The sequence below is a fragment of the Streptomyces sp. NPDC102360 genome, assembly GCF_044766085.1.
Taxonomy (GTDB): Bacteria; Actinomycetota; Actinomycetes; order Streptomycetales; family Streptomycetaceae; genus Streptomyces.
Genome location: NZ_JBIWLG010000003.1, coordinates 642157 through 660549 on the forward strand (window position 1 = coordinate 642157; position 18393 = coordinate 660549).

16 protein-coding genes are annotated in these 18393 nt (G+C 70.5%); 5 read left to right on the forward strand and 11 right to left on the reverse strand.

The window, feature by feature from the left end; genetic code table 11:
- The first annotated feature begins 97 nt into the window (after positions 1–97).
- Positions 98–526, forward strand: a complete 429-nt coding sequence (locus tag ACIRHA_RS17280) for a MarR family winged helix-turn-helix transcriptional regulator (RefSeq protein WP_403845944.1) — start codon at positions 98–100, stop codon at positions 524–526.
- Between the two features lie 22 nt (positions 527–548).
- On the opposite strand, the gene lysA is transcribed toward ACIRHA_RS17280, so the two are convergent.
- From lysA to ACIRHA_RS17305, 5 genes are all read right to left on the reverse strand, one after another.
- Positions 549–1883, reverse strand: coding sequence for a diaminopimelate decarboxylase (gene lysA, locus ACIRHA_RS17285; protein ID WP_403845948.1), 1335 nt, complete (start codon positions 1881–1883; stop codon positions 549–551).
- The gene (locus ACIRHA_RS17290) at positions 1880–2203 is read right to left on the reverse strand and encodes an SAV_915 family protein (RefSeq protein ID WP_403845950.1); all 324 of its coding nucleotides are present in this window, start codon (positions 2201–2203) and stop codon (positions 1880–1882) included. Before ACIRHA_RS17290 ends, lysA begins: the two co-directional genes overlap by 4 nt.
- A gap of 144 nt (positions 2204–2347) precedes the next feature.
- A complete protein-coding gene (locus ACIRHA_RS17295; RefSeq protein ID WP_403845953.1) occupies positions 2348–4360 on the reverse strand; it encodes an enoyl-CoA hydratase in 2013 nt (670 codons plus the stop codon).
- The gene (locus tag ACIRHA_RS17300) at positions 4357–7260 is read right to left on the reverse strand and encodes an FAD-binding and (Fe-S)-binding domain-containing protein (protein ID WP_403845955.1); all 2904 of its coding nucleotides are present in this window, start codon (positions 7258–7260) and stop codon (positions 4357–4359) included. The genes ACIRHA_RS17295 and ACIRHA_RS17300 overlap by 4 nt, the downstream gene beginning before the upstream one ends.
- Entirely contained in the window at positions 7257–8423 is a 1167-nt protein-coding gene (locus ACIRHA_RS17305; protein WP_403845957.1) for a pyridoxal-phosphate-dependent aminotransferase family protein, read from the reverse strand. Before ACIRHA_RS17305 ends, ACIRHA_RS17300 begins: the two co-directional genes overlap by 4 nt.
- A gap of 197 nt (positions 8424–8620) precedes the next feature.
- Here ACIRHA_RS17305 and ACIRHA_RS17310 point away from each other — a divergent pair, with 197 nt between their 5' ends.
- On the forward strand, positions 8621–9361 hold the full coding sequence (locus tag ACIRHA_RS17310) for an IclR family transcriptional regulator (protein ID WP_403845959.1): 741 nt from the start codon (positions 8621–8623) through the stop codon (positions 9359–9361).
- Positions 9362–9507: 146 nt separating this feature from the next.
- A complete protein-coding gene (locus tag ACIRHA_RS17315) occupies positions 9508–10929 on the forward strand; it encodes an SLC13 family permease (RefSeq protein WP_403845961.1) in 1422 nt (473 codons plus the stop codon).
- Positions 10930–10953: 24 nt separating this feature from the next.
- Here ACIRHA_RS17315 and ACIRHA_RS17320 read toward each other — a convergent pair whose 3' ends face one another.
- Genes ACIRHA_RS17320 through kdpF form a run of 4 tightly spaced genes read right to left on the reverse strand, consistent with a single transcriptional unit; the run spans position 10954 to position 15551 of the window.
- Positions 10954–11598, reverse strand: coding sequence for a potassium-transporting ATPase subunit C (locus tag ACIRHA_RS17320; RefSeq protein ID WP_403845963.1), 645 nt, complete (start codon positions 11596–11598; stop codon positions 10954–10956).
- A gap of 10 nt (positions 11599–11608) precedes the next feature.
- Positions 11609–13708 carry a potassium-transporting ATPase subunit KdpB gene (gene kdpB / locus ACIRHA_RS17325; protein ID WP_403845965.1) on the reverse strand — a complete coding sequence of 700 codons (2100 nt, stop codon included), beginning with the start codon at positions 13706–13708 and terminating at the stop codon, positions 11609–11611.
- Between the two features lie 56 nt (positions 13709–13764).
- The gene (gene kdpA, locus ACIRHA_RS17330; protein ID WP_403845968.1) at positions 13765–15429 is read right to left on the reverse strand and encodes a potassium-transporting ATPase subunit KdpA; all 1665 of its coding nucleotides are present in this window, start codon (positions 15427–15429) and stop codon (positions 13765–13767) included.
- A gap of 32 nt (positions 15430–15461) precedes the next feature.
- Positions 15462–15551, reverse strand: a complete 90-nt coding sequence (kdpF, locus tag ACIRHA_RS17335) for a K(+)-transporting ATPase subunit F (protein ID WP_018533641.1) — start codon at positions 15549–15551, stop codon at positions 15462–15464.
- Positions 15552–15917: 366 nt separating this feature from the next.
- Between kdpF and ACIRHA_RS17340 the strand changes: the two genes are divergently transcribed.
- A complete protein-coding gene (locus tag ACIRHA_RS17340; RefSeq protein ID WP_403845971.1) occupies positions 15918–16103 on the forward strand; it encodes a DUF5999 family protein in 186 nt (61 codons plus the stop codon).
- A gap of 59 nt (positions 16104–16162) precedes the next feature.
- Here ACIRHA_RS17340 and crcB (ACIRHA_RS17345) read toward each other — a convergent pair whose 3' ends face one another.
- Positions 16163–16537 (reverse strand): fluoride efflux transporter CrcB, encoded by a 375-nt coding sequence (gene crcB / locus ACIRHA_RS17345; RefSeq protein WP_403845974.1) that lies wholly within the window; start codon positions 16535–16537, stop codon positions 16163–16165.
- On the reverse strand, positions 16534–17037 hold the full coding sequence (crcB, locus tag ACIRHA_RS17350) for a fluoride efflux transporter CrcB (RefSeq protein WP_403846519.1): 504 nt from the start codon (positions 17035–17037) through the stop codon (positions 16534–16536). Before crcB (ACIRHA_RS17350) ends, crcB (ACIRHA_RS17345) begins: the two co-directional genes overlap by 4 nt.
- Positions 17038–17410: 373 nt before the next feature.
- On the opposite strand from crcB (ACIRHA_RS17350), the gene ACIRHA_RS17355 reads away from it, so the two are divergent.
- Positions 17411–18391, forward strand: a complete 981-nt coding sequence (locus ACIRHA_RS17355) for a YbhN family protein (protein WP_403845977.1) — start codon at positions 17411–17413, stop codon at positions 18389–18391.
- Positions 18392–18393: the final 2 nt, after the last annotated feature.

An 18393-nucleotide genomic window follows, 5' to 3' on the forward strand; every position in this document is an offset into this window, starting at 1 on the left:
CGTCGGGTACGCCGTGCCGCCCCCTCCCTGCCTCTCAAAGATAGACGCCTAACGCTTAGACATCAAACGTTTTGAACTCGCTGCTAAAGTTTCCGGCATGCCGCAACCCGCATCCCCGCCCCTCGGCCTCCAGCTGAGCCAAGCCGCCCGGACGGTCAGCCGGGCCTTCGAAGACGCACTGGAGGAGGCCGAAGGCTCGCTGCCGGTGTGGCTGATCCTGCTGAACCTGAAGACCGGGCGCCCCGCCAACCAGCGGCAGCTGGCCGAGGCGGTCGGTGTCCGGGACGCGACGCTCACACACCACCTCAACGCGATGGACAAGCGCGGCCTGATCACCCGGCGGCGCGACACCGCGAACCGGCGCATCCACGTCGTGGAGCTGACCGAGGCCGGCGAGGAGGCCTTCAAGCGGATGCGGAAGGCCGCGACCGCCTTCGATCGCGGCCTGGGCGCCGGCCTTTCGGACGCCGACCGCGCCGAGTTGAGCCGGCTGTTGCAGCACCTCGCGCGGAACGTGGCCCCCTAGGATCTGTCGTTCAGGGCCGGTTCTACAGGCCCACGTCCCGGCTGTGGATGTCCTCCAACGACTCGCGGCGTACGAGGAGTCGGGCGCGCCCGTCGCGGACGGCGACCACCGGCGGCCTGCCGACCGCGTTGTAACCGGACGCCATCGACAGCTGGTAGGCCCCGGCCACCGGCACGGCGACCAGGTCGCCCGCCCGCACGTCGTCGGGGAGCCGGGCATCCGCGGCGAGCACGTCACCGGCCTCGCAGTGCCGGCCGACGACCGTGACCGGGGCGAGGTCCGCGCTGCCCCGGCGGCCGATGAGGCGGGGCGCGTAGCGCACCCCGTACAGCGCGGGCCGCGGGTTGTCGCTCATGCCGCCGTCGACCGCGACGAAGGTGCGGCCCGCGGTGTGCTTGACGGACACGACGCGGTACAGGGCGACCCCGGCGGGCCCCACGACGGCCCGGCCCGGCTCGATGATCAGGCGCGGCACGGTGAGTCCGGCCGCCGCGCACGCCTCGGTCAGCTCCGCGCGGACCTTGCGGACGAGACGGGTGAGGTCCATGGCGGGCTCGCCGGGACGGTAGGCGATGCCGTGACCGCCGCCGAGGTCCAGCTCGCGGAGCGCGAGACCGTGCTGCTCCTTGAGGCGGGCCATCAGGCCCACCATGCGGCGGACCGCCGCGAGGTACGGCTTGACGTCGGCGATCTGGGAGCCCAAGTGGCAGTGCAGGCCCGTGAGTTCGAGCTGCGGCTGGTCGAGGATGCGGGCGATGGCGTGCTGGGCGTAGCCGTCGCTGATGGACAGGCCGAACTTCTGGTCCCCGGTGCCGGTGCGGATCTTGTCGTGGCCGCCCGCGCTGATGCCGGGGACCACGCGGACCATCACCTTCTGGTGTCCTTCGGGGCCGACCGCCGCGGCGATCCGGGCGATCTCGGAGGGGCTGTCGATGACGATGCGGCCGACGCCGTACCCCAGGGCCCGCCGCAGGTCGTGCGGTGTCTTGGCGTTGCCGTGCAGGACGATCCGGTCGGCGGGGAAGCCCGCGGCGACGGCGAGTTCCAGCTCACCGGCGGAGCACACGTCGAGGCCGAGGCCCTCCTCCGACACCCAGTGCGTCATCGCGCGGCACAGGAACGCCTTGGCGGCGTAGTGGATTTCGGCTTCCGGGAAGGCGTCGCGGTAGGTGCGGCAGCGGTGGCGTACCTCGCCCTCGTCGAGGACGTACACGGGCGTGCCGTAGCGGCCCGCGACCTCCGCGAGCGGCACACCGCCGACGGTCGTGTCGCCGGGGTGCCGTTCAGTGGCGGAGCTCGGCCACACCGACAGGTCCTCGGGAGGAGTCATGGCGGCGGGTTCGTGAAGGGTGGTCATCGCGCCGTCGCCCTCCTCGACCCATCGAGTACGACAGCGCCATGCCGAGGTTGGGGGTCCACCGTGACGGTGGCGGCGCCGAGCGGCGTGGCCATGTCGCGCAGGGCGGACTCGGCCAGCCTGACCCACGGTTGGCCTGCCCCGAGGGTCGCGGTCAGCGCGTGCTCGGAGGTGAAGCCGACCGCCGTGCGGTCACCGAGCGGGGTGCGGAACAGCCGGGCGGCGTGCCCGAGCGGGCCCGGCCGGACGGGAACGTACAGCGGCCAGGCCGGGAACCGTTCGGAGGGTTCCGGGTCCTCGTCGCTCACGGGTTGTGCCATGGGGTGTCTCCTGGAGAGTCCGGGAATGGTGGCTCACCAAGGACGCTATGGCGCTCTCCTCCGCCCCCGGCCCGTCCTGACGGGACGCTGACGACGACGGCGGCGATGCTGACGCGCTGGTGACGCCCCCGGACCCCGGCGGCCCTACCGCCCCTCCCACTCCGGCTTCCGCTTCTCCAGGAAGGCGGCCACGCCCTCCCCGAAGTCCCGGCTGCCGTAGACACGGGCGTACAGGTCCTCGGCGGGTCCGGGGGCGGCGGCCGCCAGTACGCGGCGGTCCGCCTCCTTCAGGGCCGCCAGGGTCAACGGGGCGCAGCGGGCGATGTCCGCCGTGAGGTGCGCGAGGCGTTCGTCCAGGTCGGCCGGGTCGACGATGTCCGCCACGAATCCCGACTCGTAGGCCTCCGTCGCCGTGATCAGGCGGCCGGCGAGGAGGGCGCGCAGGGTGCGGGCGCGGCCGAGTCCCGCGTAGAGGCGGGAGATCATGGCGGGGGCGAGGCAGTTGCCGAGCGTGCGGCCGATGGGGGCGCCGAAGACCGCGTCCGGGGTGCACAGCACCACGTCGCAGCAGCTCGCGAGCGCGCTGCCCGCGCCGACCGCCGGTCCTTCGACCACCGCGACGACGGGCATCCGCATCCCCGCGAGCCGGTCGACGGCGAGGCCGACACGGCGCTCGTACGCCACGCCGTCGTCGCCGCTCGCGAAGTCACGGAACTCGCGGATGTCGGTGCCGGCCGCGAACGCGCGCCCGCCCGCTCCGCGGAGCACCGTGAGGCGGACGTCCGGGTCGGCGTCGATCTCCTGGCAGGCGCGCTCCAGTTGGTCGTACATGTGCAGGGTCAGGGCGTTGCGCCGGTCCGGGTTGGCGAGGGTGAGGTGGGCGGCGTATGTGTCGGTGCCGGGGACCGCGTGGCGGGTCCAGGTGACGGAGCCGCTCCCCGCGTCGTCGTCTGCCGTCAACTCCGGTTTCTTTCCGAGGAGTTCCTCGTCTGCCGTCAACTCCGGTTCCTTTCCGAGGAGTTCCTCGTTGTGCTCACCCAGGACCGGCGGGTGGCGGCGCAACGTCGCCGGGGTGCGGGCGAGTTTCACCGGGAAGCCGACGACGCGGCTGCGGCCGTCGACCGGGTGGTCGTACTCCTCGACCATGCCGCGGGCCCGGGCGTGCGGGTCGTGGTCGAGGATCTGCCCGTAGTCGAGGATCGGGCCCGCGGGGACGCCCGCTTCGAGGAGCTGGGCCACACACGACTCGGTGCTGGTCGCCGCGAGCCGACCTTCGAGGAGGGCGATGAGTTCGGCGCGGTGGCCCATCCGGTCGGTGTTGGTGGCGAACCGCTCGTCGTCCGCGAGGTGTTGGAGGTCGAGCGCCTCGCACAGCCGCAGCCACAGCCGCTGGTTGTTGGCGGCGATGGTGGCGTGGCCGTCCTTGGTGCGGACGACCTGGTAGGGCGCGGACATCCGGTGCGCGGAGCCGAGGCGCTGCGGGGGCTCGCCACCGGCGAAGTACTCGACCGACTCCCACACCGACATCGCCAACACCGCTTCGTAGAGCGACGTTTCGAGGTACTGGCCCTCCCCCGTGCGCAGCCGGTGGACGTGCGCGGCGGCGATACTCAGCGCGCAGAGCATGCCCGCGCCGAGGTCACCCACCGGAAGGCCGCACTTGACCGGCGGGCCGTCCGGGTCTCCGGTGACACTGACGGCTCCCGCCATGCCCTGCGCGATGAGGTCGTAGCCGGGTCGGTCGGCGTACGGGCCGTACTGGCCGAAGCCGGAGATCGACGCGTAGATGATGTCGGGCCGGACCTCGCGGACGGCTTCGTAGCCGACACCGAGGCGGTCGGTGACACCGGGCCGGAAGTTCTCCACGACGACGTCCGCGTCGGCGACGAGCCGGAAGAACTCGGCGCGGTCGGCGTCGGTGCGCAGGTTGAGGGTGACGCTGCGCTTGTTGCGGTTGAGGGCGTGGAAGGCGGGGGTGTCGCTGCCGGGGCGTGGTGTGCCCATGGATGTGCGGGTCTGGTCGCCGCCCTCCGGTGACTCGATCTTGATGACGTCCGCGCCGAGGTCGGCGAGCAGCATCGTGCAGTACGGGCCCGCCATGACCTGGGTGAGGTCGAGGACGCGGACGCCGTCCAGCGCACCTGCGGTGCCGGTCATCGCACCGCCTCCCGTATCAGCTGGAGCGGGTGCACCGCCGTGCGCTCCGTGCCGTGGTGGATCTGCTGGCGGCAGGAGACACCGGTGGCGGCGAGCACGGTGTCGTCCGGTTCGGCCCGCACCGCGGGGAAGAGCCGGTCCTCGCCGACCGCCATGGATGTGTCGTAGTGCTCGGCCTCGAAGCCGAAGGAGCCCGCCATCCCGCAGCATCCCGCGTCGAGTTCGACGACCTCGGCGCCCGGGATGCGCTGGAGCAGCGCGACGGTGGCCGCGGTGCCGACCTCGGCCTTCTGGTGGCAGTGGCCGTGGAAGAGGATGCGGCGGCCCGCGGGCCCTGTGTCGTCCCGCAGTGGGAGCCTGCCGTCGTCGATGGCCTCGGTGAGCAGCTCCTCCAGTTGCCTCACCCGTCCCGACACGTCGGCGACGGCCGGGTCGCCGGGCAGCAGGGCACGGTGTTCGTCGCGCAGGGTCAGCAGGCAGGAGGGTTCGCAGCCGACGATGGGTCCATCCCCGGAGTCCGCGAGGCGGTGCACGAGATCGCCGGCCTGCGCCTTCGCCTGGTCGAGCAGTCCCTTGGAGAAGGCGGCACGGCCGCAGCAGCCGCCGCTCTCCAACTGTACGTGCCAGCCCGCCCGTTCGAGGAGTTCGACGGCGGCGCGGCCGACGTCCGGGTCGGTGTACGTGGTGAAGGAGTCGGCGAGGAGGGTGACGGTGCCCTGGCTGCCCGCCACCGTCCCCGGCCTGCGCCGGAACCATGTCACGAGGTTGCGGCGGGCGAACACGGGCAGCGGGCGGGCGCTCGCGATGCCGAGTCCGCGCTCCAACAACCGCCTGGGCAAAGGGAGGTTGGAGATCGGGGCGGTCGCGGACCCCAGTCGGTTGAGGCGGCGGATGGCGCCGAAGACCCGCGAACGCAGTGGTGTGCCGTGCTGCTCGTGGTGGTGGGCCAGGGTCTCGGCCTTGAGGGTCGCCATGTCGACGCCGAGGGGGCACTCGCTCTTGCACGCCTTGCACATCAGGCACAGGTCGAGGACCTCGTGCAGCCCCTCGTCGCCGAGCGCCGCCTTGGGGTCGGGCTCGGAGAGCGCCTTGACAAGTGCGTTCGCTCGGCCGCGCGTGGAGTCGTGTTCGTGGCGGGTCACCATGTACGAAGGGCACATGGCGCCCGATTCGCTCTTGCGGCACAGGCCGATGTTCATGCACCGGTCGGCGGCGCCGCGCATGTCACCGCCTCCGACGACCTCGAAGTCGAGGTGGGTACGCAGCGGTGGCGCGGGCGGCAGGGCCACGTCGCGGAGGTGCTCGGTCATCGCCGGGGCGTCGACGATCTTGCCGGGGTTCAGCCGGTTCTCCGGGTCGAACAGGCCCTTGACCTCGCGCATCGCCTCGTACAGGTCGTCGCCGTAGAGCTCGCGGTTGAACTCGCTGCGGGCCAGGCCGTCGCCGTGCTCGCTGGAGTTGACGCCGCCGTACTCCCGTACCAGCTCCTTGATCTCCTCGGCGACCGCCCTCATCGTACGGACCTGGTCGGGGTCGGCGACGTCGACGAATGGCCTGATGTGCAGACAGCCGACCGAACAGTGGCCGTAGAAACCGGCGTTGAGTCCGTGCCGGTCAAGGACCTGCTTGAAGCGGCGGGTGTACGCGGCGAGGTGTCGCGGGTCGACCGCGGTGTCCTCGATGAAGGCCAGCGGGCGGCGGGTGCCCTCGCTCGCGGCCATCAGCAGTCCGAGGCTGGACTTGCGGACCTTGAGCAGCCCGGACTGCTGGGCGGGGGTGACGGCCTGGAGGGTGTGGTAGCCGTGGCCGTGCCGCTTCCAGAGGCCGGTCAACCCCTGTAGGCGACCGGTGAGTTCGGCTTCGTCGTCGCCAGTGAAGCTGACGAAGAGCAAGGCCTCCGGTTCGCCTTCGAGGATGTTTCCGAGCGAGGCGTACTCGATCTTCTGCCGGGAGAGGTCGAGGATCGTCCGGTCCATCATCTCGACGGCGGCCGGATCGAGGCCGAGGGCGTCCTCGGTGGCCTCGATGGCGCCGGCGACGGAGGTGAAGTGGCCGACGGCGATGACCGTGCGGGCGGGCTTGGGGACGAGGTCGACCAGGGCGCGGGTGGCGACGACGAGGGTGCCCTCCGAGCCGACGACGAACTTCGCGAGGTCGAAGGGGGCGTCGCCGCTCGGGTCGGCGAGCCGGTCCAGGCGGTAGCCGCCGGAGCGTCGCCAGTAGGCGGGGAAGTCCGTGGCGATCGAGGCGGCGTGCGCCTCCACGATCCTGGGGAGCTCGCGATAGAGCCGCCCCTCCAGGGTGTCGAGGCCGGCGCGGCGGGCGCGCTCCGCCTCGTCTACGGGGGCGAGGCGGGCCGTGGTGCCGTCCGAGAGGACGACATCCAGTTCCCGTACGTGGTCGATGGTCATGCCGTAGCGGATCGAGCCACTGCCCGCCGAGTTGTTGCCGGCCATGCCGCCGATGGTCGCGCGGTTGCTGGTCGAGGTGTCGGGGCCGAACATCAGGCCGTGCGGTGCGGCGGCCCGGTTCAACTCGTCCTGGACCACACCGGGTTCGACGAGCGCGGTACGCGCGTCGGCGTCGAGTTCGATGATGCGGTGCATGTGCCGGGAGAGGTCGAGGACGAGGCCGGGGCCCACCGTCTGCCCGGCCAGACTGGTCCCGGCACCCCGGGGTACCAGCGGCACACCGTGCTCCGCGGCGGCGGCGACCGCGGCCCGCACATCGTCGGCGTGGCGTGGGAAGACGACGCCCTGCGGTTCGATCGCGTACATGCTGGCGTCGCGGGAGAACAGGTGCCGGGTGTAGTCGTCGAAGGCCACCTCGCCGTCGAGATCGCGGCGCAGCGCGGCCTCGAGGTCGCGGGTGGCGGTGCGGACCTCGCTGGGGGCCGTCATCGCAGCACCTCCAACGCCGCTTCGAGGCCGCCCCGTTGGACGGGGACGCCGGCGAGTTCGAGGCCCATCTGCACTCCGGCGAGGGTGCCCGCGAGGGTCAGGTCGTTGAAGTTGCCGAGGTGACCGATGCGGAAGACACGGCCGGCGAGCTTTCCGAGGCCGGAGCCGAGTGACATGTCGAAGCGCTCCAGGATGATCTTCCGGAGCTTGTCGGCGTCGTGCCCTTCGGGCATCAGGACGGCGGTGAGCGAGCCGGAGTGCTCGCGTTCGTCGGCGCACAGCACCTCGAGTCCCCAGCCCCGCACGGCGGCGCGGGTGGCGGCGGCATGGCGGGCATGCCGGGCGAAGACGTTCTCCAGGCCCTCCTCCTCCAGCATGCGCAGCGCCTCGTCGAGGCCGTACAGGAGGTTGGTGGCCGGGGTGTACGGGAAGGCGCCCTTGGCGTTGGCGTCGATGACCGGCTGCCAGCGCCAGAAGGAGGCGGGGAGCCGGGCGGTCCGTGAGGCGGCGAGGGCCTTGTCGCTCACGGCGTTGAAGCTGAGGCCCGGCGGCAGCATCAGCCCCTTCTGCGAGCCGGCGACGGTGACGTCGACGCCCCACTCGTCATGCCGGTAGTCGATGGATCCGAGCGAGGAGATGGTGTCGACGAACAGCAGCGCAGGATGCCCTGCGGCGTCGATCGCCGCGCGCAGTTCGGGGATTCGGCTGGTGACACCGGTCGATGTCTCGTTGTGCACGACGCACACCGCCTTGATGCGGTGCTCGGTGTCGGCGGCGAGCCGCTCGGCGAGCGCCTGCGGGTCCGCGCCGTGCCGCCAGTCACCGGGGATCGCGTCGGTGTCGGCGTCCAGGCCGAGGCCACGGGCCATCTCACGCCAGAGCGCCGCGAAGTGCCCGGTCTCGAAGGACAGTACCCGGTCGCCGGGACTGAGCGTGTTGACCAGCGCGGCCTCCCAGGCACCGGTGCCCGAGGCGGGGTAGACGACGACGGGCCCCGCCGTACCGAACACCGGCTTCAGGGCGGCGAGCAGACGCTTCGTCAGCTCGGCGAACTCCGGTCCGCGGTGGTCGATGGTGGGCGCCGCCATGGCGCGCAGTACCCGGTCGGGGACGTTCGTGGGGCCGGGGATCTGCAGGAAGTGGCGGCCGGTGCGGAGCGTCATGCGGTCGACTCCTCAAGGGTGTTGTGCCGTGAGACGGCACGCCGTACCGTGAAGCGGCACATGGAGCGTAGGCTTCCCCTCGCCGACGCGTCAACGGCCGCGTACGGCTCGTGGGTTGGGATCACGCGTACGGGCCGCTGAGCGGGGTCACGCGTACGGGTCGCCGGCTGGGATCAACGGATGCGTGAGGACTCGCGATGATGCAGAACGTGGCCAACACCCTGCGGGCGCTGGAGGAAGTGGCGGCTCTGCAGCCCGTCGGCGTCGCCGACCTGGCCAGGGCCCTCGACCTGCCGAAGAGCTCCGTCCAGCGCTCGCTCGTCACACTGCACACCACGGGCTGGATCCGCCCCGCCGGAGGAACCCCGACCCGCTGGGTGGTGACCACGAAGGCACTGCACGTCGGGCGGCACGCCACGGACGAGCTGGGGCTGCGCGACGCGGCGCTGCCCGTGATGGAGGAACTGCGCCAACGGACCGACGAGACCGTCCATTTGGCGGTCCGCGAGGGCGGAAGGGTGCTGCTGGTCGAGCGGCTGCAGACGAGCAAGGCCGTGCGCATCATCCTTCCGCTCGGCCAGGATCTGCCGATGCACGCCTCGGCCAACGGCAAGGCGGTGCTCGCCGCCGACCCCGACGACGCGGTCGAGCGCTACCTCGACGAGGGGCTGCCGCGCTACACCGGCACCACCGTCACCGACCGGGAGCAACTCCTCGCGGAGGTCCGGGAGATCAGGGCGCGCGGCTACGCGACGAACTCGGGCGAGTGGCGCGCGGATGTCTCCGCGGTGGCCGCGGCCGTGCTCGGCGCGGGGGGCCTGCCGGTGGCCAGCGTGAGCGTCAATGTGCCGACGAGCCGGATGACCGAGGACACCGCCGCCACCTTCGGTGACCTGGTGCAGGAGGCGGCGCGGACCATCAGCGCCCGAATCTCCTGATGTGCAACCTGAATCTCCTGATGTGCGGGGTGTCTTGACGAGCCATCAGGCGCTGTCCATACTCTCGCCCCAGCCCGAAACCCAGATTCCGGATTCCGGAACGTCCTGAATGTGTGGTGACCACCGACCGAAGGCGAGGAAGCCTCGTGTCAGATCAAGTCATCTCCATCATCGGCCTTGTGCTCGTGTTCGTCATCGCAACCTTCTCCAAGGTGCACATGGGCGTCATCGCCATCGTCGCCGCGTTCGTCGTCGGCACGGCAGTCGCCGGTGAGTCGGCCGATGAACTGTTCGCCGGCTTTCCCGGCGATCTGTTCGTGGTGCTCGTCGGCGTCACCCTGTTGTTCGCGATCGCCAAGAACAACGGCACCGTGGACTGGCTCGTCCAGGCCTCGACCCGTGCCGTGCGCGGCAGAATCGCCCTCATCCCGTGGGTGATGTTCCTGATCACGGGGGCACTGACGGCCTCCGGCGCGGTCGTCCCCGGCGCGGTGGGCATCATGGCACCCATCGGCATGGGCTTCGCCGTGCGTCACAAGATCAACCCGATCCTGATGGGCCTGCTCATCATCAACGGTGCCAGCGCCGGCGGCTTCTCGCCGATCAGCATCTTCGGCACCATCACCAACGGCGTGGTGCAGCGGGAGGACCTGCCCGGCAGCGAGGGCATGCTCTTCCTGACCTCGTTCCTCTTCAATCTCGCCCTGAGCGTGATCGTCTTCTTCCTGTTCGGCGGCCGCAAGCTGCTGGGCAGGCGGGCGGAGCCCCTCACCGAGAAGGAGCCCCTCACCGGGAAACCGGCCGAAGGCGGCCTGGCGGCGGTGCCCGCCCCCACCCCCTCCCCGGACGGCGGGGCACCGCCGGCCCGCGGAGGTGACGGCACCGGTACCGCAACAGCCCCCGCTCCCACGGGAGTTCGGACCACGACACCCGACCGACCGGCCACCGGGACCGAGGAAGAGATCTACCGCCTCGACCCCGTCCGCGCACTCACCGTGCTCGGGGTCATCAGCCTGGCCGTCGGCTCGCTCGCCTTCGACCTCGACGTGGGCCTGATGGCCTTCGTGGTCTCAGCGGTCCTGTGCCTCGTCTCCCCCGCCTCCGCGAAGGGAGCGGTCGAGCGCTGCGCATGGCCCACGGTCCTGCTGGTCTGCGGCATCGTGATGTACGTCAGCCTGATGGACAAGATGGGCACCATCAAGTGGGCCGGCGAGAGCGTCAGCGACCTCGGCACGCCCCTGGTGTCGGCGCTGCTCATCTGCGTGATCGGCGGCGTAGTGTCCGCGTTCGCCTCCACGACCGGCATTCTCGGCGCCCTCATCCCGCTGGCCGTCCCGTTCCTCGCCGGGGGTGAGATCGGCGCGATCGGCATGATCAGCGCTCTGGCGATCTCGTCCTCCGTGGTGGACTCCTCACCGTTCTCCACCAGCGGTGCACTGACCGTGGCCAGCGCGCCGGAGGAGATGCGGGACACCGTCTTCCGACGGCTGATGACATGGGGTCTGAGCATGACCCTGATCGCCCCGCTCGCGACCTGGGTCATCCTCGTGATCCCCGGCCAGCTGTGAGGACGGGGGTGTCACGGTCACTACTCAGCGGGTCAACTGCCGTAGCGCGATGTTGAGTTCGAGGACGTTGACCCGCGGCTCCCCCATGAATCCGAGGTCCCGACCGTCCTTGTGCGCGTCGACCAGCTTCTGGACCCGCTCGACGGAGAGGTGGTTCCGCTCCGCGATCCGGTGCACCTGAAGGTCGGCGTACTCGGGCGATATCGCCGGGTCGAGACCCGACCCCGAGGAGGTGACGGCGTCGGCCGGGATGTCCGACGCCTTCACCTTGTACGTCGCCGTGGAGTTGTCCTTGACGACGGCGGCCTTGGCGGACTCGACCTGCTTCACCAGCTCCTTGTTGTCACCGGAGAGGTTGGTGGCTCCGGAGAGGATCAGCTTGTACTGAGTGTTCACACTGTTCTCGCCCAGGCCGTTCGAGGGCCGCGGCTGGAACCACGTCAGGTCCGGCTTGCCGTCCTTGGTGAGGTACCTCTGACCGATGAGGGAGGAGCCGACGACCTTGCCGTCGGCGCTGACCTCCGAGCCGTTGGCCTTGTCGTGGAAGGCGGCCTGGGCGATGCCGGTGACGGCGAGCGGGTAGATCACGCCGCACACGACGGTCAGGACGATCAGGGCGCGCAGGCCCGCCCACAGCAACCGGCCCGTGTTTGCTACCGAGTTGTTCACGACAGTTACCTCAGCCGATTCCGGGGATGAGAGAGATGAGCAGGTCGATGATCTTGATGCCGATGAAGGGCGCGACGAGCCCGCCGAGCCCGTAGATCCCGAGGTTGCGGCGGAGCAGCTTGTCCGCGCTGACCGGCCGGTACTGGACGCCCTTCAGGGCGAGCGGGACCAGCGCGATGATGATGATCGCGTTGAAGATGACCGCGGAGAGGATCGCCGAGTCGGGGCTGGACAGGTGCATGATGTTGAGCTTGTCCAGGCCGGGGTAGACCGCAGCGAAGAGCGCCGGGATGATCGCGAAGTACTTCGCGACGTCGTTGGCGATCGAGAAGGTCGTCAACGCGCCCCGGGTGATGAGCAGTTGCTTGCCGATCTCGACGATCTCGATGAGCTTGGTCGGGTTCGAGTCGAGGTCGACCATGTTGCCGGCCTCCTTCGCTGCCGACGTACCGGTGTTCATCGCGACACCCACGTCGGCCTGCGCGAGGGCGGGCGCGTCGTTGGTGCCGTCACCGGTCATCGCGACGAGCTTGCCGCCCGCCTGCTCCCGCTTGATGAGGGCCATCTTGTCCTCAGGGGTGGCCTCCGCGAGGAAGTCGTCGACGCCCGCCTCCTCGGCGATCGCCTTGGCGGTCAGCGGGTTGTCACCCGTGATCATCACGGTCTTGATGCCCATGCGGCGCAGCTCGACGAACCGCTCGCGCATGCCGTCCTTGACGACGTCCTTGAGGTGGATGACACCGAGGACGCGGGCGCGCTCAGCGTCCTCCAGAGCTACAAGCAGCGGCGTGCCACCAGCCTGTGAAATGCGGTCGTTGAGTACCTGGGCATCCTCGGAGACCTCGCCGCCACGTTCCTTGACCCAGGCGATGACCGAATTCGTCGCACCCTTGCGGATCTTGCGCCCGTCCACGTCGACACCCGACATGCGTGTCTGGGCGGTGAACTCGATCCACTCGGCGCCCGTCAGCTCGCCCTGGTGCCGCTCGCGCAGCCCGTACTTCTCCTTGGCGAGGACCACCACGGAGCGGCCCTCTGGTGTCTCGTCGGACAGCGACGAGAGCTGCGCGGCGTCGGCGAGTTCGGCCTCGGTGGTGCCTCGTACGGGCACGAACTCGGCGGCCTGGCGGTTGCCGAGGGTGATGGTGCCGGTCTTGTCGAGCAGCAGCGTGGACACGTCGCCCGCCGCCTCGACGGCCCTGCCGGACATGGCCAGTACGTTGCGCTGCACGAGCCGGTCCATGCCCGCGATGCCGATCGCGGAGAGCAGCGCGCCGATGGTGGTCGGGATCAGACACACCAACAGGGCGACGAGCACGACCATGGTGAGGTGCTTGCCCGCGTAGTCGGCGAACGGCGGCAGCGTGGCGACCGCGAGCAGGAAGACGATGGTCAGCGAGGCCAGCAGGATGTTGAGCGCGATCTCGTTGGGTGTCTTCTGCCGGGCGGCCCCCTCGACCAGGTTGATCATGCGGTCGATGAACGTCTCGCCGGGCTTCGTCGTGATCTTGACGACGATGCGGTCGGAGAGGACCTTCGTACCGCCGGTGACCGCGCACCGGTCGCCGCCGGACTCGCGGATGACCGGGGCGGACTCGCCGGTGATGGCCGACTCGTCGACGGAGGCCACGCCGTCGACCACGTCACCGTCGCCGGGGATGATGTCACCGGCCTCGCAGACGACGAGGTCACCGATGGTCAGCTGCGTCCCTGCGACCTGCTCCTCGCGGCCCCCCGTCAGGCGCCGCGCCACGGTGTCGGTCTTGGCCTTGCGCAGCGTATCCGCCTGCGCCTTGCCGCGGCCCTCGGCGACGGCCTCCGCCAGGTTCGCGAAGATCACCGTCAGCCACAGCCAGGCGCTGATGGTCCAGCCGAACCAGTCGGACGGGTGCAGGCAGGAGAACACCGTCGTCAGCACGGACCCGATCAGGACCACGAACATCACGGGCGACTTGACCATGATGCGCGGGTCGAGCTTGCGGCAGGCGTCGGGCAGCGACCTCAGCAGCTGCTTGGGGTCGAACAGGCCCCCGCCGACCTTGCCGCCGCCGGGCTTGTGCCCTGTGGGCACATCCTGGTGGGGCGCCCTGGTGGGTGTGGCAGTGGACATCGTGCCCTCAAAATTCTCGGAACGTCCGGAATTCTCGGAACGTTCGGTACGTACGGTCATGACGCCAGGCCTTCCGCGAGCGGGCCGAGCGCGAGCGCCGGGAAGTACGTCAGGCCGGTGATGATCAGGAGGGTGCCGACCAACAGGCCGGTGAAGAGCGGCTTGTTGGTGCGCAGGGTCCCCGCCGTGGCCGGGCTCGGTGTCTGCTCGGCCAGCGAGCCGGCGAGCGCGAGCACGAACACCATCGGCAGGAAGCGGCCGAGCAGCATCGCGAGGCCGATCGTGGTGTTGAACCACTGGGTGTCGGCGGACAGGCCCGCGAAGGCGGAGCCGTTGTTGTTGGCGCCGGACGTGTACGCGTACAGGATCTCGGAGAAGCCGTGCGCGCCGGAGTTGAGCATCGAGTTCGGCGGGGTCGGCAGCGCCATCGACACCGAGGTGAAGACGAGTACGAGGGCCGGCGTGATGAGGATGTAGCAGGCCGCGAACTTGATCTCGCGGGTGCCGATCTTCTTGCCGAGGTACTCGGGTGTGCGGCCCACCATCAGGCCGGCGATGAACACCGCGATGATCGCCATGATCAGCATGCCGTAGAGGCCGGATCCGGTGCCTCCGGGCGCGATCTCGCCGAGCTGCATGCCGAGCAGGTTGAGGCCGCCGCCGAGACCGGTGTTGGAGGAGTGGAAGGAGTTCACGGCGCCGGTCGAGGTGAGCGTCGTGGCGACCGAGAAGATCGCCGACCCGCCGATGCCGAAGCGGCTCTCCTTGCCCTCCATCGCGCCGCCCGCGGCCTGGAAGGCCGGGCCGTGGTGGGCGAACTCGGTCCACATCATCAGGGCGGTGAAGCCGACCCAGATGGTCACCATCGTGGCGAGGATCGCGTACCCCTGCTTGACCGAGCCGACCATGGTGCCGAAGGTGCGGGTCAGTGCGAACGGGATGACGAGGATCAGGAAGACCTCGAAGAGGTTCGAGAACGCGGTGGGGTTCTCGAAGGGGTGGGCCGAGTTGGCGTTGAAGTAGCCGCCACCGTTGGTGCCCAGCTCCTTGATGACCTCCTGGGAGGCGACGGCGCCGCCGTTCCACTCCTGGTTGCCGCCCATGAACTGGCCGACCGAGTGGATGCCGGAGAAGTTCTGGATGGCACCACAAGCGACCAGGACGATCGCGCCGACGATGGAGATCGGGATGAGGATCCGGACGACACCGCGCACCAGGTCGGACCAGAAGTTGCCCAGTTCACCGGTGCGGGATCGAGCGAAGCCGCGTACGAGGGCGACCGCCACGGCGATGCCCACGGCCGCCGAGACGAAGTTCTGCACGGCGAGCCCGGCGGTCTGTACGACGTGGCCCATGGCCTGCTCGCCGTAGTACGACTGCCAGTTGGTGTTGGCGACGAAGGACGCCGCCGTGTTGAACGCCTGGTCCGGGTCGATCGAGGCGAAGCCGAGCGAGCCCGGCAGGCTGCCCTGGATCCGCTGCAGCAGGTACAGGAACAGGACGCTCATGGCGGAGAAGGCGAGGACGCCGCGCAGATAGGCGGTCCAGCGCATCCCGGCGTCCGGGTTGGCGCCGATGCCCTTGTAGATCCACTTCTCGACCCGGAGGTGCTTCCCGGAGGAGTAGACCCGGGCCATGTAATCGCCGAGCGGGCGGTACGCCAGTGCGAGCGCCGCTATGAGCGCGAGCAGCTGGAGCACTCCGGCGAGTTCGGGGCTCATGTCTCCCGCTGCGGCAGCAGCCGATATCACGGTCAGAACCTCTCCGGGTAGATGAGGGCGAGGACGAGATAGCCCAGGAGGGCGACGGCCACGACGAGGCCGACGATGTTTTCGGCGGTCACAGCTTGGTCACCCCCTTGGCGACGAGTGCCACCAGCGCGAACACCGCGATCGTGGTGACGACGAAGGCCAGGTCGGCCATCGTGAGCTCCCTGGGTGAAGGTCGTGATTCGGAACTGACACTGAGAGGAAACCCCCGGTCAGGGCAGCTTTCGATGCTCGTTGACGGCTCCCATACGCCGCTCTGTGCGCCCTTGACGCGTCTCTTACGCGGGCGGGGGCGGGCGGCGGTCGTGGAACGGTTCCGGGACTGTCCGGGAGCTGTCACATTCGGCGCCGGGACCTGGTTCACGGGGCGCGACGGGCGCATCGTCGACACATGGGGGCAGCCCTCCAGGACCGCCCTCCGGCCGACCCGGAGGTTCGCCATGTGTTTCCACCGCCCCACGTGCCCGAACCGCGAGCACGTCGTCGCCGCCCATCCCGAGCAGGGCTGGAGCCTGTGCTGCGACGGCACGATCGTCTTCGACGACACCGGTGAGCTGCGGCCCGACGGGGACGTCGTGGCCCCGCACCGGTCGTACCCGGTGGAGCGGCTGGCCGTCGCGGCCTGAGGACGTCCGGCGCGCCTCCTAAAGAAGGCGTACGGAGAGGCGTAAGCCGCCCCGCCTCCTCATGTCCAGATGGTGGCCGCGAGCGCCGCGCCCGTGAAGGCGGCGCCGAGTCCGGCCACGACGGTGCCGATGACGTTGACGGCCGCGTAGAAGCGCGCACCGCCCTCGGCCAGGCGCAGCGTCTCGTACGAGAACGTGGAGTACGTCGTCAATGCCCCGCACAGTCCGGTGCCGAGCAGCAACTGCACCTGGGAGGAAGCGCCGCCGGCCGCGACGGCGCCTGTGACGAGGCCGAGGATCAGGGAGCCCGTCACATTGACGGCGAACGTGCCCCAGGGGAAGAGCGTGTCGTGCCTCGACTGGACGGCGCGGTCGGTGAGGTAGCGCAGCGGGGCGCCGACCATCGCGCCCACGATCACCAGCAGCCAGTTCACTTCTCGCCCCCGTTCTTAGCCGCACGCCCCACGTGGCGGATGGCCCCGCAGCCGATGACGCGGCGGGTCAGACGCGCCGCGGTCCACACCGACGCGAGCGCCACGCACACCGTCAGGGCGAGGTAGCCGAGTGCGGTGCGCGGATGGCCTTCGTCGATGAGGTGCTGGATGTCCACGGCGTACGTGGAGAAGGTCGTGAAGCCGCCGAGGACGCCGGTGCCGAAGAACGGCCGGACGAGGCGGTGGGCCGCCCACACGTCCGTGATGACGACCATGAAGACGCCGATGACCGCGCAGCCGATCGCGTTGACGATGAGCGTCGTCCAGGGGAAGGCGCCGGTCGCGGTGGGCCACAGCAGGGCCGCCCCGTAGCGGGCGCTCGCGCCGGTCGCGCCGCCGAGCGAGACCGCGGCGACGACGGGCCCCTGCCCCCGCCACGCGGCCTTGCGCGGGACGGGAACACGCAGGTCGACGTCCGGATCGACGGGTTCGTTCAGCATCGGGGGGCGGGCCTCTTCCACGTACGTCTCCTACTCGCCGGGCACACGTTACGGGTGTGCGTCGTCGCAAGCAGGGACCGTTGGCGGCGACTGTGCCGCGGTTGGAGGACGGCGGGCCCCACCACCGCGCGGTGATCGCGCACACCGCCGCGAAGACCTTACCTGGCGCCGTGCCGGGCCACCGCGCGGCGGCGGGCCCGCACCGTTTGCAGATTGCGGGCCCGCACCGTTTCGCAGATTGCAGGCCCGCACCGTTTCGTAGATTGACGGGCGCACGACACTACGACGTCACCAAAACGGGCATCACCGTAGTGACCCCGCACTGCTCCTCCCCTGCCCTGCGCTGTGCGCGCCCTGAAAGGACGGCTCAAGCGTGGCCATTCCCCCTCCCCCTGTCCTGCGGCCTGCCCCGCGACGCCGACGTCCCGTACGGAAATGGTTTGCGCTCGTTCCGCTCGTTCCGCTCGTCCTGGTCGCCGGGTGGGTGGCCTGGAACTGGCCCGTGTTCACCTCGGCGCTCGCGCAGTTGCACGGCGCGGATCCCGGCTGGCTGCTGGCCGCCGCTGTGGCCACGGCCGCGTGCTGGGTGCCGGTGTGTCTGCTGCGGCAGGGCGCGGTGCTCGAACCGCTGCCGCCGGGGCGGCTGTTGGCCTCGCAGGTCGCGGCGGGTTCCGCGAATCACCTGCTGCCGGCGGGGCTCGGCGCGCACGTGGTGACGCTGCGGTTCATGCGCTCGTGCGGGATATCGGCGACCCGGGGCTGCGCCGCGCTCGCGCTGTACTCGCTGGCGCAGCCCATCGGCCGGTACGCCCTGCTGATCGCGCTGATGGCGGCCTCGCCCGACGCGCTGCCGCTGGGCGGGCTGATGCCGGCCGAGCGGGGTGGCCTGGCGGTGCTCCTGCTCGTCACGGTGGTCGCCGTCGTGGCCGGGGCGCTGTGGTGGGTGCGGCCGCTGCGCGGGGCCGTCCGGGACTTCCTGGCCACCGCGCTGACCGATGTGCGGGCCCTGCACGCCTGGCCCGCCCGCGCGCTGGCCCTGTGGTGCGGGGCGGTCGGCTTTCCCGCGTTGCAGGCCACCGTCATGGTCGCGGTGGCTCGCTCCCTTCAGGTGCCGGTGCCGTCGCTGGACATCGCCCTCGCGTATCTGGCGGCCTCGGTCGTGGCCGGGGTGGTGCCGACGCCGGGCGGGATCGGGTCCGTCGAGGCGGCCCTTGCCTTCGCGCTCGTGGGCGCGGGGTCACCGGTCGTCGAGGCGACCGCCGCGGTCGTGGGCTTCCGCCTGCTCACGGTCTGGGTGCCGCTGCTGCCCGGCGCCCTGGTGCTGGCCGCACTGGTGCGCCGCAAGGTGATCTGACT

Excerpts from the sequence above, each read along its gene's own strand:
- ACIRHA_RS17310 (WP_403845959.1), top strand. The coding sequence starts at position 8,621 with ATGATGCAGAACGTGGCCAACACCCTGCGGGCGCTGGAGGAAGTGGCG.
- lysA (WP_403845948.1), bottom strand. The coding sequence starts at position 1,883 with ATGACCACCCTTCACGAACCCGCCGCCATGACTCCTCCCGAGGACCTG.
- kdpB (WP_403845965.1), bottom strand. The coding sequence starts at position 13,708 with ATGTCCACTGCCACACCCACCAGGGCGCCCCACCAGGATGTGCCCACA.
- ACIRHA_RS17280 (WP_403845944.1), top strand. The coding sequence starts at position 98 with ATGCCGCAACCCGCATCCCCGCCCCTCGGCCTCCAGCTGAGCCAAGCC.
- ACIRHA_RS17300 (WP_403845955.1), bottom strand. The coding sequence starts at position 7,260 with ATGACGGCCCCCAGCGAGGTCCGCACCGCCACCCGCGACCTCGAGGCC.
- ACIRHA_RS17290 (WP_403845950.1), bottom strand. The coding sequence starts at position 2,203 with ATGGCACAACCCGTGAGCGACGAGGACCCGGAACCCTCCGAACGGTTC.
- crcB (WP_403846519.1), bottom strand. The coding sequence starts at position 17,037 with ATGCTGAACGAACCCGTCGATCCGGACGTCGACCTGCGTGTTCCCGTC.
- ACIRHA_RS17305 (WP_403845957.1), bottom strand. The coding sequence starts at position 8,423 with ATGACGCTCCGCACCGGCCGCCACTTCCTGCAGATCCCCGGCCCCACG.
- ACIRHA_RS17340 (WP_403845971.1), top strand. The coding sequence starts at position 15,918 with ATGTGTTTCCACCGCCCCACGTGCCCGAACCGCGAGCACGTCGTCGCC.
- ACIRHA_RS17295 (WP_403845953.1), bottom strand. The coding sequence starts at position 4,360 with ATGACCGGCACCGCAGGTGCGCTGGACGGCGTCCGCGTCCTCGACCTC.
- kdpA (WP_403845968.1), bottom strand. The coding sequence starts at position 15,429 with ATGAGCCCCGAACTCGCCGGAGTGCTCCAGCTGCTCGCGCTCATAGCG.